Source organism: Paenibacillus germinis (assembly GCF_013141785.1).
Lineage (GTDB): Bacteria > Bacillota > Bacilli > Paenibacillales > NBRC-103111 > Paenibacillus_E > Paenibacillus_E phytorum.
Map to the genome: position 1 here is coordinate 1 of NZ_WHOC01000061.1, position 14,659 is coordinate 14,659.

The following is a 14,659-nucleotide window of genomic DNA, read 5'->3' on the forward strand; positions in this document are numbered from 1 at the left end:
CAACAATTCACACACCAAAAGGCTATTTTGCAACTTGAAGTTGCATTTCACACAACATTTTGAGCACATTTGTTACGAAGTGGTCTATATTGGGCTAAATTGTTGTACATGATGCAACAATGAAGGTAGAGAGGCGAGATTTAGGCATAAATTGTTGCATTTACTACAACATCATTCAACAGCGAATATGAATTCGTTCATCCAGCAACCTAAATTCTACATATATGACGATTGATCCGATTTAAGACAAATCAACGTTGAGCAAGATTGGTCGAATGAATCGACAGTCTCCAAACTGCAACTTTAACTTGCAAAATAGCCTTTGGGCGTGAGAATTGTTGTAGAAACTGCAACATTGGTGCCACCATTGCCCCCAACTACCCTCGCAAAGCTGCTGAACGACTCTAAAATCGAATTTTCGAGTTATGACTAGCATCATTCATAGCTAATCAAGCTGAATATAGGATAAGCCTCGCATATCCTCTTTTCCAAACTATTCAGCGACTAGTCGTTATACCACCTCAGAATGGTCAGATCCCTGTTCTTTATTTTGCCTAATAAAAGCTTCCAGCCCTTCCCGATCCGGGGTACCGGTGCTGCCGCCATAAGCTCCGACGGACATGGCTCCACAAACGTTGCCATATAACAGGCAAGTCTCGACATTTAACCCCGTTAAGAACCCATACATGTAACCGGCATTAAATGAATCTCCTGCTCCTGTCGTATCTAAGGCTTTGACCGAGAATCCGGGGCAAGACGTTTGCAAACCGTCTTTCATCGCTACGGCTCCTTGAGGTCCGAGCTTGATTACAACATGCTTGCAGAAGCCCGACATATAGCTTAAGCTGTCATCTATGTGTTCGAAGCCCGTATAGTGATGCGCCTCGGTTTCGTTCATCAGAAAGACATCTACATAACGCATCAATTCAAACACCCCGGAATACCATTCTCCGGTATCATCCCAGCCTACATCGCAAGATAGTGTGACTCCCATCTCTTTCAACTTCTTCGCCATTGCGACGAATTCGTCATGGTTGCGTCGCCCTCTATAACCGGTCACGTGGACATGTCTGCCTAACGCTACTTGAGCTAAATCCAGGTCGCTTACTTGCATCTCGGCGTTTGATCCTGCATAGGTAATGAAAGAACGATCTTGTTCCGGATTAATCGCTATCGTTATGCCTGTACGACTCGTTTGGCTAGTCAGGATCAGACTGGTATCGATACCATATCGACCAAACTGTTCCCGGATATAATGACCGTAGCCATCATCTCCAAGAACACCGTTAAAGGCTACATGCAGCCCTAGCTTGGCTAACGAGATCGTGAATAGAGCCGCACCTCCGCCTACATGCATCAACATATCTTCAACAAAAATTTCTTGTCCAGGCAGAGGAATCTGATTACAGCCCACCACTACTAAATCAATATTGGCATCGCCGATGACAACCGCATCAAATTTGTTCATTCCGCACTTCCTCTCCCGCTCCGTTCTCTGTCCTATCTCTCAGTTTGATAGGCCCTGCAGCTGTCGCGCACGACAAGTTTATGTCCCAAGATCAAATCTTCCCTCGGACTGAATGTAGGATCTGAAATTAATTCAATCAGCGTATCCACCGTAATTTTCCCCATGTCCTGAATAGGCTGCTCCATGGAGGACAAGCGTGGACGAACGAGCTCCGTCAGTTGGCTTCCATCAAAGCCGATGATGGATATATCGTCCGGAACTTTTAGCTGATGGTCATGAATGCAGTTCATAGCTCCAACCGCCATATCATCACTTACTGCAAATAAAGCGGTAGGACGAGGTTCACAGGCAAGCAGTTCCTTCATCAGATTGTATCCGCTCTGCGTCTTATAGTCGCCGAACCGGATATAGTCATTCACAATCTTGACCCGGTTATCTTTGAGGGCATTCCGGTAGCCTACATAACGGTTCTGCCCTGAGGTGATGTCTCTCATATCCCCGCCGATAAAGGCAATTCGCTCATGTCCGAGCTCAATTAAATAACGGGTCGCATCATAGGCCGCCTCGTAATCATCGATAATGACAGAAACGAACTTATGATCTAGGGGTCTTACACTTGAAAAGATGACTGGGATATCCAATTTATTAATAAAACTGCGAATCTCATCGCTTAATTTCTCATGCATAATAATAATGCCGTCTACACGCATCTCTTTAAACACATTCAAGTATTTCAGCTCTTTATTCGTATCCTCGATTATGTTGCAGACAAGTAGGTTGTAATCATTCAAGCTCGCCGTTTCCTCGATGCTGCTCAAAATAGTGGAATAGAAGCTGGATGTCAGATCGGGAACAATGACGCCAATCAGGTTCGTTTTCTTCCGTACCAAACTCCTCGCGATGTGGCTTGGCGCATAACCAAGCTCGTCAATCACGCGTTTCACTTTGGCCTTCAGATCGTCCTTCACGTATTTTTCTCCGTTTAACACTCTGGAAACAGTGGTTACGGATACTCCCGCTTTCTTGGCTACATCTTTAATTTTGGGCGCCATGATTATCATCCTTCCTTGCTTGCAGCATGAACATTTTTCTCTGTTATTCGACAAAAATCGGCTGAGCGAATGCCCCGAATCCACCTTCCAAGTAGACAGCGATGCGGATATAACCTTCATCGCCTTTGACCGTATACTTCACCTGGTTGATTCTTCCTGTTTCCTCATGAAGGATACAGCCATCTTTACCGATCAATGTCACATATTTATACATTTTATCATATAATGGGCTCGACCGAAGATCATAAATAATTTGACCGTCTTCTACCCGAATTCCATCAAAGCCATAGCCTGTAGAAACATAAAAGCTGCCCTCCCGAATCGCGGTAAGAATAGCTCCGTTCGTATTTTCTTCGGTGAGGACCATATTCCAGGCCCGTTTCTCCTGCCCGTAGACGTGTGAGTCATCATTTCCGAATCCCCATACCCTGCGTCCTGCGGACAATAGGTAATCCCATTTATCGAACGCGATATCGTATTCTGGATTTCCGTCCCCATTCACAACCTCAATGCCATTGTACCGCTGCATGCTGAGCATATCCTCATGCCGCCAATAATGGGAGAAAAAACGGTTCGGATGAGCCAGTATAGATAGGCCGCCGTTCTCTATGCATATATCAGAAAGTCTCTGATAATTGGTTATCGAAAATTCATTGGAGTAGTCGTCCATGAGAGATCTCGGAGGGTGGACAAGCAGCATGTGCGTTTGCGAACTGCTCACCTCAATGGCTTCAAATACAGTCCCAATCGTGTGCTCACCCTCATGCTCGGTAATCAGATCATGATCGGATATGCCTAGAAAGTCATAATCATGATACATGCGGTACACGGTTGAAAGTGGATGATGCCCGTCACTATTGGTCGTGTGGTTGTGAAAGCTGCCTCGCAGCCAGATACCTTTTCTGTCATAAGGATTTATTATTACAGTCACTTACAACCTCTCCTTTTAAGCGTTTATTCTTTGACCGATCCAATCATCGCACCCTTGGCAAAATACTTCTGAATAAAAGGGTAGGCAGCAATAATTGGTGCCACAACCACGATGATCGTCGCCATCTTCAGGGAATCCCCCGTAAGCTGCATGCGTTCAAGCATTTGATATTGCGTCGTACCGGCGGCCTGCATCAAGGATTCCCGAATCGCATCCTGTTTGGTCAACATCTCTTGCAGCAGGGTAGATAAAGGTCTAAGCGAAGCGGTTCGGACAAAAAATGCACCTGTGAACCAATCATTCCAATGAGTCACGGCTGTAAACAATGAGATCGTTGCCAGCACAGGCTTGCTGAGCGGCATGATAATCCGCATAAAAATACCAAAGTCGCTGCAGCCATCCAGCTTTGCTGATTCCTCTAGACTGATGCTGATTTGCAGGAAAAACGTCCTCATGATGATCAAATTCCACGCACTGTATAGTCCCGGAAGGACATAGACCCAGATCGTATTGGTCAAATGCAGACTTTTGAGCAGCATATAATAAGGAATAATGCCGCCAGAAAACAACATCGTAAAAAAGATCATAAGCGTAAAAAATCGTACGCCCGGCATCGTCTTGCTTTTTAGCGTATAAGCAGCCATAGCTGCTAAAAACACGCCTGCGATGGTGCCTAGAGCCGTACGAAATATGGATATGGCAAATGCCTTGCCGATATTAGCCGATGTAAACACTTCACGATAATTTTCGAGTGTCCAAACGCGAGGCCAGAAATAGATTCCTCCTCTTTCCGCATCCTTACCTGCGTTAAAGGAAAGTGCCAGTATATTTAGAAAAGGCAATATGATAGACAGGCACAGGAGAATAATGAGTGCATAATTAACGAACTTGAATATTTTTTCACCTGCTGAGAGCTTATAAAATTCATTTCCCACGTTAATCTCTCCCCGTACTAAGAAGTGCGCTCCCGCCATGATCTGGGGGAAGCGCCCGCTTCCCTACTCATCCATTCATTATTTGAGAATAACCTTTGTTTTAGGATCACTATCCTTCTTCATAAGCAATTCTTCGAATTTGTCCAAGCCAGCTGCCTGCAATTGTTTCTTCGATGCATCTAGAATTTTTTGCGCTTCATCCATGCTTTTGGCATAGAACGCGCGAATGACGCTTTCATTGTAGTTCGTTAAGGCTGTTTTTAATTCATTGCCTGTCGCTAGCTCGTTAATAAATGAAAGCGGACGATAGCCGTCGTTAATGATTGCGTTTTTCTTTTTCTCGTCATAGCCCCAGTATTCAGCAACTTTCAGCGGTGTTGCATTGGCTTCCGGTGAAACAGCATCGCCATACTGCATTTCGCCGAAATCGCCCAGCCTGTTAATATCCGTACTGCCGAGATAGCCTCCCCAGCTATTCCCTACTCCCTCAAAGCCAAGCTCCATAGCCGCTTTCGGATCTTTGTTCCGTAGCTCCAATACTTCTTTTTTGACCAACGGATTGCCTTTGGCATCCAGCGTAAAGTCTCTTCCCTCTAAACCGTACTGCCAGAGCAGCTTGCCTTCACGACTGGCCAGGAAATCAGCCAATTTGACGATATCCTGCGGATTTTTCGTTGTTTTCGGAATCGACCAGGCCAAGGACCCGCTCTTATAGTCAACAGACATCCGGTAGCTTCCATCCACAGAATTAATAGGTCCAAGCGGAAGATAACTCATATCTTTATTGAAGTCCAAATAGCTATGCATATCGCCGATAATGCCAAATGAACCGTTAATAGCTCCTTCAGTCGCTTTGTTTTCCTGCATCGCGTAATAATCAGGAGCCATTAGTTTATCCTTCAAAAGCTTCTGAACGAACTCAATACGCTTCATCGGATATTCCGTCTTGCTTTCGTGAACAATTTTACCTTCCTTGTTCTTTTCAAAGTGTTGGTCAGTCGCACCCCAGGTCATATCATTGAACAGGGGGCCATTCTCGTGATTGCTATTGCCCCAATATCTAGGTCCAAGAGGGGTAATCACTTTTCCGTTTTTATCTTTGAAATTGCCATCTTTGATCTTCTGGGCCAATTCATACACTTGATCCGTTGTTTTAATCGTTCGAGGATCAACCTTCAGTGCTTCGGCAATATCTTTACGTATAAAAGGACCTCCGACATACTTGCGTTCTTCGTAGCCGCCTTCTCTTTGAATGTTCATATGGACAAAGTAACTGGAGCCGTTAAATTCCGGACGGAACATGACACCATTCTTCGTATCAATCGGCAAATATTTATCATCCAAATATTTGCTGTATATCTTTGTACCTTTGATAAGAGGAGTCAGGTCAGTGAACATGTTTTCTTTGGCAGCTTTCAGAATGACTGGCATTTCTTGACGACCGCTGTTATTCAGATAATACACGATGAAGTCCGGTAAATCATTGGAAGCCAACCCTGCAATCAGACCGTCAATCGCATGCTGCGAGTTTACACCATCCATTTGCAAAGTAATCCCTGTCATTTCTTTCAGCTTCTTGGCAATCTCCGGATTGATGTCTTTCGTTATATCATCGCTGTCAATAAACAGAAGCCCCTTGATTGTTCGGTCTGCAATCCAAGTTGCGGGCTTGCCGCTGCTGGCTGTGGTTGACGGTGTTGAGCTCGCATTGTCCCCTCCACCTGCTGGTTGACTGGAACTTTCACAACCGGCAAGCAGCAAACTTGCTGCCAAAGGCATAGTAACCCATTTGACCCATCTTTTGCTCATACAATACTCCCCTTATCTTTCAATTTTTATGAACAACACCCGAAGGCGTCCTTCAACAGTTGAAAAGCGGAAATCATGGTAACGTTACCATACTGATTCGTCAAAAAACTTTTTGGAGGCTCTATTAGCAGTTACAACAAGAATCAGTCCAATAACACCCTGCATTAAACCAACAGCAGTCGCATAGCCGTATTGTCCATTTTGAAGGCCTACACGAATGATATAGGTGTCAAGAATATCGGCTAACTCCATATTCCCGGGTGTTCTCATGAGATAAATTTGATCAAATCCCGCCTGCAGAATGCTGCCCAGCGACAAAATAAACAGGATCGAAATCGTTAACCGTATGCCCGGCAAGGTAACGTGCCAGATTTCATGCCATTTATTAGCGCCATCAATCTTAGCGGCTTCATGCAGCTCAGGATTAATACTAGCAATAGCGGCCAAATAAATGATGGAATCCCAGCCTATGCTTTGCCAAATATGACTTCCAAACATGAGTGGATAAAAGTACTTGCTCTCCATCATGAAAAATGTACTTCCGTCTCCACCGAAGAATCGGATTGCCTCGTTCAGCAGCCCCGTTTCGGGAGCAAGCACCCGCTGCATAAGACCAATGACGATAACCCAGGAAAGAAAATGCGGCAAATAGGAAATGCTCTGTGTGATTCCGCGAAATCTTCGGCTTCTGACCTCATTGAACATCAGCGCAAGCAGAATCGGAAAAGGCAGACCCAGAAATACTTTGATACTGCTGATAATCAATGTGTTTGTAATCAGCTTCCCGCTTTGATAGTCATTAAAAAAGGCTTTGAAATACGTCACCCCCACCCAAGGACTACCAAGGATTCCCTTATTAAACTGGTAATCCTTAAAGGCTAGCATGAGTCCACCCATCGGGATATACGAAAAAATAACGAAAAATACAATACAGGGAAGGAGCATGAGATATAATTGCTTGTGCTGTAGTATTCTTTTCCCTAGATCAGCATTTTTCTTCTTCACCGCAGCGCCAATTCTAGCTTGCGGCAGATTCGTTTCCATGTTATGACCACCTTCCTTTGGGTTTCTGTAAACCTTTCTGGTACCGATTCCATAATGCACATGAATAAAGAAAATTCTGTTGAATAATCGCAAGGTAAGCGTTTTCTGAAATCGCTACCATATACATCTGCCTTTAGTATAAATCCATAATCTTCATTTGACAATACAAAATTTCATTTAATATTCTTAATTTTCTGTAAATGACAGCAGGATCATCGTGCAGCAAAAAACAAAAAAAACGCGAAAACGCGCTTTCAGCGGGAGTTCCACGAGCCGAAGCTCGTCGACAGTGTTTGAGTGGTCGGAATTCGACTTCTCAGTTGACCGTCCTGCGCGTCCGTACTGCATAAGCGCGGAAAACGCGCTTATTCTTGCAGCCCCGTACAAATAAACGCGAAAAACGCGCTTTCAGCGGGAGTTCCACGAGCCGAAGCTCGTCGACAGTGCCTGAGAGGTCGAAAATCGACTTCTCAGCTGACCGTCCTGCGCGTCCGTACTGTATAAGCGCGGAAAACGCGCTTATTCGTGCTGCACGTAAAGAAAAGAAGAGCCTGATTCATCTACACTAGGATGAATCAGGCTCTTCTTTTTACTTCCCGTTCTTTACTTCTTCGAGCATCGATAGATCGACGAACTTGCTTAGATCGAGCTCCTCTTTGTTAATGCCCTTAATATAGCGTGCATCGATGGACACCTTCGCCATCTCCTCCATCACCTTGACGTCAACGTCAGTGGTGAGTTTCAAACGGCTCAGCGAGGCTTTGATCAAGCCTTTGTCCATCCCTTTACCGCTGTATTGTTTCAGTTGGTTGTTGATGAGATCATAGGCTTGCTCGGGATTGTTCTGGATGAACGCGATGCCATCCCTATTCGCCTTGATCGCGCCTTTCACCATATCCCGGTGCTGCGCAATGAACTTGTCGCTCGCGACCATGATGACCGTCGGATAATCACCGTTGTTCGGCGGGATCGCCTTCCAGTCGACGACGACTTTGCCAAGTCCGGCCTTCTCGATCTGTGTCCCCCATGGCTCAGGGACGAGCGCAGCATCGATCTCCTTCTGGCGGAAGGAGATCAGCGCATCCGACGGGGAGCGCACGATTAGGTGCGCACTCTCAGCACCTCTGCCCAGGCTCACACCTTCTTGCTGCAGCAGCATTCGAAGCGAGATTTCGTTCGTGTTTCCTTTGGACGGGATCGCGATCGTTTTATCTACTAAATCTTTAACGGTATTAATTCCCGAGCCATTACGCGCAACTAATACAGCACCGCCATTATTTGAACCGGAAACGACCCGATAGTTCTCACTTTTCAAAAAGAAGGTTGTCGCAGGTCCAGGACCAACGAATCCGATATCGATATCCCCTGTTGCCATAGCGATAGATAGGTCAGAGCCGTTATCGAAGGCTGTAACCTCAATCTTAACTTCGTTGCCCCATTCCCGGGCGAAATAACCTTTTTCCAACGCGATGTAGGCTGCGGCATGTGTGACATTTTTGAATACGCCGACTCGTACCACTTGAGCTTTGCCTGTAGGAGTCAGCTTCTCACCACAAGCACTCAACATCGCAACCACAACTATAAGCAGCATCAGCAGCCATGCACGTTTTCTCATCCGACCCACCCCCTGCTCAAGACTTCGAGCCCGCGAGGCCGTATCGCTCTAGTACTTTATCTTCGAGTTTCTTAAAGCAGAAGTGATCAGATACCGTGCCCAGTACCGCGATAATAATGACAATACACAACATCAGTGATGTATCGCCCAGATTTCTTCCATCCTGCAACAGCTGGCCTAGTCCAGCCCCTTTGGCAATAAGCTCACCTGCAACAAGCGCGCGCCATGCGAAAGCCCAAGCCGTACGAACACCATTGATCAGATGCGGGAAAGCGGCAGGAATCATAACTTGTACGAATAAATTAAACCCATTGCCCGTCCCCATCGTCTGCGCGGCGCGCAAATAAATAGGGGGGATGTTTTTGATCCCTGTGCGGCTGGCCAATGCCATCGTCCAGGTTGCTCCGAGTGTCGTAATGAAAATAACAGATGATTCGTTAAGACCGAACCATATAATTGCAAAAGGCAGCCAAGCAATACTCGGAATGGTCTGCAAAGAAACAACCAGAAATCCAAGTGTATCATCCAACATTCTGTAACGTGCGAATAGGAACCCAAGTGTTGTACCGATCAGCAAAGACAAAGCAAAGGAAACCAATAACCTCGCCATACTCGCAAATGTCGCTTGGAGCAGTTCTCCATGCACCAATCCATCATAGAAGGCTTGCAAGGTTTGGGTGGGCGAAGGGAACTTCCATCCCCATCCGAATAATCTAAATCCCGCCTCCCAAGCTATCAGAAGCAGTACCAGAAAAATCGTTCTTCTTGATGCTGTACTCATCGCCAGTCTCCTCCCTTACCACTTTCTCCAGCTCGTCTGCCAGCGCGTCCATGATCGAATTCTCCACATGATGGAGGACGGTGTCTGCGCTATCCCGAGGTCTCGCCGCTTTCACGGCGAACTCCTTCTTAATCGTTCCGGGACGCGTGGACATCACGAATACACGATCCGAGAGGATTACGGCTTCACGAATGTTATGGGTAATGAAGAGGATCGTTTTGCGCGTACGCATCCAGATTTCTTCCAGTTCTTTATGCAAAATAAGGCGTGTTTGCTCATCCAAAGCGGCGAACGGCTCGTCCATCAGCAAAATCTCTGGGTCCATGGCAAGCGCACGGGCAATTGCGGCCCGCTGCTTCATCCCGCCCGAAAGCTCATGCGGATAACGATCTGTAAAACGGCTGAGATGCACAGCTTTGATCTGCTCCATCGCCAGCTCGTATCGCTCTTTTTTACCAATGCCCTTCTGCTTGAGACCGAAGGCCACATTGTCCAGCACCGTCAACCACGGGAATAGACCATGCTCTTGGAACACGACGACACGGTCCGCTCCAGCGCCGGTCACCTTTTTCCCATTCACCTGAATAATACCATCGCTCTGCGTATCGAAGCCTGCGACCAAATTCAGCACGGTCGATTTCCCGCATCCAGACGGGCCCAGCAAGGAGACGAACTCCCCTTTTCCAATCGTTAAAGTGATATTATCCAGCGCCTGATAGCTGCCGCCTAATCGCTGAACAAACGTCTTACTGACTCCCTTAATCTCGATCAAAATGCCTACCTCCACTCGGGCATGTCCCGTCGTTTTCCATTTAAAACAGCATTTTTAACCCTGCCAAGCCAAGTCCGATAATAAATCCGCATATCGCACCGTTGACACGAATCCACTGCAAATCATTGCCGAGCTTATCTTCCATCAACTGGGTCAGCTTTTCGTTCGTCAGCTTATCCAGATTTTCTTTGACGAGTAGACCGATTTTGCTGTGATTTTGCTCCAAATAAGCAGCGATTTGCTCTTGAATCCAGCTCTCGCCGCGCTGCAGCATATCCTCGTTTTCTTTCACTGAAATCAACATTTTACGAACCACCGGAACCACATGCTGAGGCACAAAATCTGGCTGATCCACGAAATCCTCTGCCTTCGCCTTCAACCTCCCTAACAGCCCCGATAATTTCTCATCCAGATCAAATAGGCCCGGCAGCTTCGCTTTCAAACCTTCTAGTTCAGCCAAAAGCTTTGGATTCCGCTCAAGCTTGTTCAGTTCATTCCGAATAAAAGTAAGAACCGCTTCCCTGCGTGGATGATTCTTCGTTCGCATTTGCTCGATGTAAGAAAGAACGAAGTTCTGGATAATGCCCCCGATCTTCTCTTCATTCACCATACCGATGAACGCATTAACGGCAAATGCCATGAAGCCATTCGACTGCAAACCCTCGAACGCTTTGAGCGCCATAGCACCCAGCTGATCGCGCGTATCCGCCTTAACGGCCCATGCTTCCACTTTATCGATAACAAAATCAAACGTTTTGCCGTCATAACCGCCATCTACAATGCTGTCCACAATCGTACTAACGAGTCGACTCGTATCCACGTCTTGGAGTGCTTTATGAATTTCCTCCGCTAAAAGCGGCGTCAATTTGTCCAGATCAATCGCGTTTAGAGCCTGTTTGGCAAGTGTCGAAAGTCCTTTGTGAAGCGCCGCTTTGTCCAGATGGCTCTCCGCCAGCTCAAGTCCACGTTCTAAGAAACGAATTTGCTGCAAACGAACACGAATGGTTTCTTTGGAAAGCAGTTCATTTTCAACCGTCGAGACAAGCGCTTTCGTAATCTTCTCACGATTCTTCGGCAATAGAGCCGTATGCGGAATCGGAATGCCAAGAGGGTGGCGGAACAGGGCACTAACCGCAAACCAGTCAGCCAAGCCGCCTACAACTCCGGCCTCAAAACCGCCCTGCAAAAAGGTTCCCCATATGGTTGAAGATACCGCTGTGGGCAGCGTAGCCAGAAAACCTGCTCCCATAACCCCTAAGGAAACCGTCGCTATATACTTTGCTTCTCTTTTCATTGTCATAACATCTCTTTCTGCTCGAAGTTAATAAATCATTCTTTCTATTTTATCACAAAATGCGACGAAAACCGTTCTCGAACCTTTTTTTGTTGAATACACTTCGTTGATGCGTAATAAATGAATGTGATGGCGTAAAGTTTTAGTTATAGGAGGAAATTTTCCATGAGCCTTAATGGGATAATAACACCCTGGCAGGAGCATTTATTCTGGGTCGAAATTTTACAGGATCATGCCATCTTTGTGGACGAGGCGCTAGCAAATGAAGAGGTGCATTGGATTACGATCGCCAAACGTTACATCGGTGCTTTTACAGAACTGCGGAACCGTATTTTGAAAACAGACCCCGCACTGCCTGTCTCCTCGGCAACGATGATTCAGCTCTCAAACGATATTTACCCTGTTGTTCAAGGATACTATCAATTCGAGGGCTATTTGCAGCATCTGCGCATTCAAAATAAAATCGTTGTCTCCTTAACTCCCGTCTATTTCAATGGGACCCTTTTGGAAAACGGAGAGTACATACGCATTCTGCACTATTGGATGAACGGCGTCCCTTATGAGCCCCTTCCGCTCGTTACGCTGGTGGAAATGTGGCTTGAGGATCAGCTCGGTCACGCTGTACTTCTTGGCAATCATTTGGACCCAACAGAAATGGAGCTAATCAAAACCACACAGCTATACGGCCAACAATTTGGCGCACATATCGTCAAAAACACAGCCATCCGCGGGTTCCTCCGCTTCACAGCGCCTAATTTTCCTGTTCAGCAAAAGTTTGCCCGGCAGGTGGCCGAAACCGTCATCAGTTTCTACCATGTCGTCGAGGGTGTCATTCGGGATTATAAGGAAACCGAACTGCTTAGCCGGTTGACACTACGGTTCCTTGAGCATCATATACCCGAATCGTGCTATTTCCTGCGCAAGCTGGCGGAGTATAATGTTGAGATTCTGGGGCTGCCGAATTGTCCGCTAACTAAGCCGTCTTTTGAGTGATGGCCAAATCAAACCTTAATAACCGAAAGAGAAGCGAAGTTGCACTTTATACAACAATTTGCCCCTGAAGGCGAGGATATCCACTCCATTGTTGTATAAAGTGCAGCAATTCCCTTCAAATCGGGCATTTTTGAAACAAATTAGAACAAATTGTTGTACAACGTACAACAGGTTTCATTTGGAACCGTGAAATCCAAAAATATGTTGTACGCTGTACAACAATCTTATCTGCAACCGCGAAAAGATCAGCCTATCTCACCAAAAAAAGAGCCATCATTGGCTCTTTTTCGTTTGTTATCGCTCGCCTTCCCACTCCGCATAAAACTGCTGGAGGTACTGCTCCATGAAGCGGTGCCGCTCCTCTGCCAGCTGCCGGGCGTAGGCTGTGTTCATAAGCTCCTTCAATTTCAGGAGCTTCTCATAGAAGTGATTAATCGCGGTATCTTTTCCAGCGCGATACTCCTCCTCCGTCATATGCTCACGTGCCATGACGGTAGGATCGTGAATCGGGCGGCCTTTCCAGCCCGAATAAGCGAATACGCGCGAGATGCCTACCGCGCCTATCGCATCCAACCGGTCGGCATCCTGCACGACCTGGCCTTCCAGCGTGCGCATCGGTAGACGCGCGCCGCCCTTGAACGACATCGTGCTGATGATCTCCAGCACGTGCTGCACTTGCTCCGCTGGCGTGCCGCTAGCAGCGAGCCACGCCTCCAGCTCGCGCTGCGCTGCGGCTGGATCAGCGTTCAGCTTCTCATCGACGACGTCGTGAAGCAGCGCCGCAAGCTCGCAAACGAAGCCGTCGGCGCCCTCCTGGGCAGCAATGCGCTTCGTCGTCTGCACGACGCGATAGATATGCCACCAGTCGTGGCCGCTGCTATCGCGCTCCAGCTTCTCCTTCACGAGTGCCTCCGCTGCGAGTAGAATTCCCTCTATCTTCGTTTGTTCCCCGTCATGCTGCTTCATTTCTTCTTTCTCCTTTTTCCTTCGGCAGACTTTCCTTCACTAGACTTGCCTTCCAACGACTTCCCTACTCCTGCCGGTTGGGGATCTATCCCCTTCACCTCGGTGTACTTCTGAATAATTTTCTTGAAGTTCTTGCCATATTTATCTTCCAGCTTTGCGCCCATATCCTGCTGCAGCTCGTGGATCACCACATCGCGAAAAAAATTGTTCAGCAGCAGCTCCACCATCGCTGGATGCTCTGTCATCATCGCCAGAGCCGGCTCATCGCCGCCCCGCGTTCCAACAATTGCCAGCTTACGGTCGATCAGCAGCGTAAATTTCCGCCCATTGCGCTTCTGCCAACCCTCTTCGCGTCCGTGCCGGAATTGATGAACCCCGCTTGGCAGCTCCGCTTCGCCAATCGTCGAAACCAGCAAGCGCACGCCTTGCGCAGGCACTTGACGAAGAACTTCCTTCAGAAGCTGCGCTTCTTCCGACCATAGCTCACAGAGCGCCTCTTCCTTCGCCTTTTTCAGCTCAGTTCGTATACGCTCGATGACCTTCGCGTCTCCCTCCAAGCTGAAGTACTCGGAGCGGTGCGCATCCTGCTTGGGCATGTGCGCTTTCACGTAGCGGATCGAGGCTTGCAGCTCCGCTTCAATTCGCTCGCCGATCTCTTCGATCGGCACGCTCTGATAATGCGTCGGCTCACCGTGACTAGTGAGCACAGCCCCCTTCTCCGCGAGCTTCTGCAGCGCAGAGTAAACATTCGAGCGCGAAACGCCAAGATGCTTGGCGATTTCGTAGCCCGTCTGCGTGCCGCTTTCGGCGAGCACGTGCAGGCACTTAGCTTCAAGGTCCGTGAAGCCAAGATTTTTTAAATGCAACAGAACATCCTCCATGTAAGCTCCCCTTTTCATTAACCGATATCATTTCTTGAGCCATATTGTACCATGATTTTATCTCTTAAGTCGTGTAGACACTTAGTTCTAGTCCCACCTCCACCTCCTGCTCACATGT

At 47.3% G+C, this 14,659-nt stretch carries 13 protein-coding genes; 1 reads left to right on the plus strand and 12 read right to left on the minus strand.

All coding sequences use genetic code 11. The annotated features are described in order from the left end of the window. Positions 1-511 precede the first annotated feature (511 nt). The 10 genes from GC102_RS11445 to GC102_RS11490 form a co-directional block, all read right to left on the minus strand. A complete protein-coding gene (locus GC102_RS11445) occupies positions 512-1,468 on the minus strand; it encodes a carbohydrate kinase family protein (RefSeq protein WP_171689648.1) in 957 nt (318 codons plus the stop codon). Positions 1,469-1,500: 32 nt separating this feature from the next. Continuing rightward, complete coding sequence (locus tag GC102_RS11450) at positions 1,501-2,520, minus strand: LacI family DNA-binding transcriptional regulator (RefSeq protein ID WP_171689649.1); 1,020 nt, start codon at positions 2,518-2,520, stop codon at positions 1,501-1,503. A gap of 43 nt (positions 2,521-2,563) precedes the next feature. Next, positions 2,564-3,451 (minus strand): CehA/McbA family metallohydrolase domain-containing protein, encoded by an 888-nt coding sequence (locus tag GC102_RS11455; protein ID WP_171689650.1) that lies wholly within the window; start codon positions 3,449-3,451, stop codon positions 2,564-2,566. A gap of 23 nt (positions 3,452-3,474) precedes the next feature. Then, on the minus strand, positions 3,475-4,386 hold the full coding sequence (locus tag GC102_RS11460) for a carbohydrate ABC transporter permease (protein WP_312880483.1): 912 nt from the start codon (positions 4,384-4,386) through the stop codon (positions 3,475-3,477). 78 nt (positions 4,387-4,464) lie between these two features. Further along, entirely contained in the window at positions 4,465-6,195 is a 1,731-nt protein-coding gene (locus GC102_RS11465) for an extracellular solute-binding protein (protein ID WP_171689651.1), read from the minus strand. Between the two features lie 84 nt (positions 6,196-6,279). After that, complete coding sequence (locus tag GC102_RS11470; protein ID WP_171689652.1) at positions 6,280-7,239, minus strand: ABC transporter permease; 960 nt, start codon at positions 7,237-7,239, stop codon at positions 6,280-6,282. A gap of 589 nt (positions 7,240-7,828) precedes the next feature. Next, a complete protein-coding gene (locus tag GC102_RS11475; protein ID WP_171689653.1) occupies positions 7,829-8,854 on the minus strand; it encodes an ABC transporter substrate-binding protein in 1,026 nt (341 codons plus the stop codon). Positions 8,855-8,870: 16 nt separating this feature from the next. Next, positions 8,871-9,635, minus strand: coding sequence for an ABC transporter permease (locus GC102_RS11480; protein WP_047687173.1), 765 nt, complete (start codon positions 9,633-9,635; stop codon positions 8,871-8,873). Beyond that, positions 9,568-10,407 carry an ABC transporter ATP-binding protein gene (locus tag GC102_RS11485; protein WP_171689654.1) on the minus strand — a complete coding sequence of 280 codons (840 nt, stop codon included), beginning with the start codon at positions 10,405-10,407 and terminating at the stop codon, positions 9,568-9,570. Before GC102_RS11485 ends, GC102_RS11480 begins: the two co-directional genes overlap by 68 nt. A gap of 40 nt (positions 10,408-10,447) precedes the next feature. Then, positions 10,448-11,701, minus strand: coding sequence for a DUF445 domain-containing protein (locus GC102_RS11490; protein WP_171689655.1), 1,254 nt, complete (start codon positions 11,699-11,701; stop codon positions 10,448-10,450). A gap of 165 nt (positions 11,702-11,866) precedes the next feature. Here GC102_RS11490 and GC102_RS11495 point away from each other — a divergent pair, with 165 nt between their 5' ends. Next, positions 11,867-12,694 (plus strand): DUF2935 domain-containing protein, encoded by an 828-nt coding sequence (locus GC102_RS11495; protein ID WP_171689656.1) that lies wholly within the window; start codon positions 11,867-11,869, stop codon positions 12,692-12,694. A gap of 294 nt (positions 12,695-12,988) precedes the next feature. Here the strand turns inward: GC102_RS11495 and GC102_RS11500 are convergent, their stop codons facing one another. Next, positions 12,989-13,660 carry an HD domain-containing protein gene (locus GC102_RS11500; protein ID WP_171689657.1) on the minus strand — a complete coding sequence of 224 codons (672 nt, stop codon included), beginning with the start codon at positions 13,658-13,660 and terminating at the stop codon, positions 12,989-12,991. Next, positions 13,657-14,559, minus strand: coding sequence for a TrmB family transcriptional regulator (locus GC102_RS11505; protein ID WP_312883234.1), 903 nt, complete (start codon positions 14,557-14,559; stop codon positions 13,657-13,659). The genes GC102_RS11500 and GC102_RS11505 overlap by 4 nt, the downstream gene beginning before the upstream one ends. Positions 14,560-14,659 lie beyond the last annotated feature (100 nt).

What these genes read in the sequence shown, in the direction of transcription:
- GC102_RS11445 (WP_171689648.1), bottom strand. Translation starts at nt 1,468, where the DNA reads ATGAACAAATTTGATGCGGTTGTCATCGGCGATGCCAATATTGATTTA.
- GC102_RS11450 (WP_171689649.1), bottom strand. Translation starts at nt 2,520, where the DNA reads ATGGCGCCCAAAATTAAAGATGTAGCCAAGAAAGCGGGAGTATCCGTA.
- GC102_RS11465 (WP_171689651.1), bottom strand. Translation starts at nt 6,195, where the DNA reads ATGAGCAAAAGATGGGTCAAATGGGTTACTATGCCTTTGGCAGCAAGT.
- GC102_RS11470 (WP_171689652.1), bottom strand. Translation starts at nt 7,239, where the DNA reads ATGGAAACGAATCTGCCGCAAGCTAGAATTGGCGCTGCGGTGAAGAAG.
- GC102_RS11475 (WP_171689653.1), bottom strand. Translation starts at nt 8,854, where the DNA reads ATGAGAAAACGTGCATGGCTGCTGATGCTGCTTATAGTTGTGGTTGCG.
- GC102_RS11480 (WP_047687173.1), bottom strand. Translation starts at nt 9,635, where the DNA reads ATGAGTACAGCATCAAGAAGAACGATTTTTCTGGTACTGCTTCTGATA.
- GC102_RS11490 (WP_171689655.1), bottom strand. Translation starts at nt 11,701, where the DNA reads ATGAAAAGAGAAGCAAAGTATATAGCGACGGTTTCCTTAGGGGTTATG.
- GC102_RS11495 (WP_171689656.1), top strand. Translation starts at nt 11,867, where the DNA reads ATGAGCCTTAATGGGATAATAACACCCTGGCAGGAGCATTTATTCTGG.
- GC102_RS11500 (WP_171689657.1), bottom strand. Translation starts at nt 13,660, where the DNA reads ATGAAGCAGCATGACGGGGAACAAACGAAGATAGAGGGAATTCTACTC.
- GC102_RS11505 (WP_312883234.1), bottom strand. Translation starts at nt 14,559, where the DNA reads ATGAAAAGGGGAGCTTACATGGAGGATGTTCTGTTGCATTTAAAAAAT.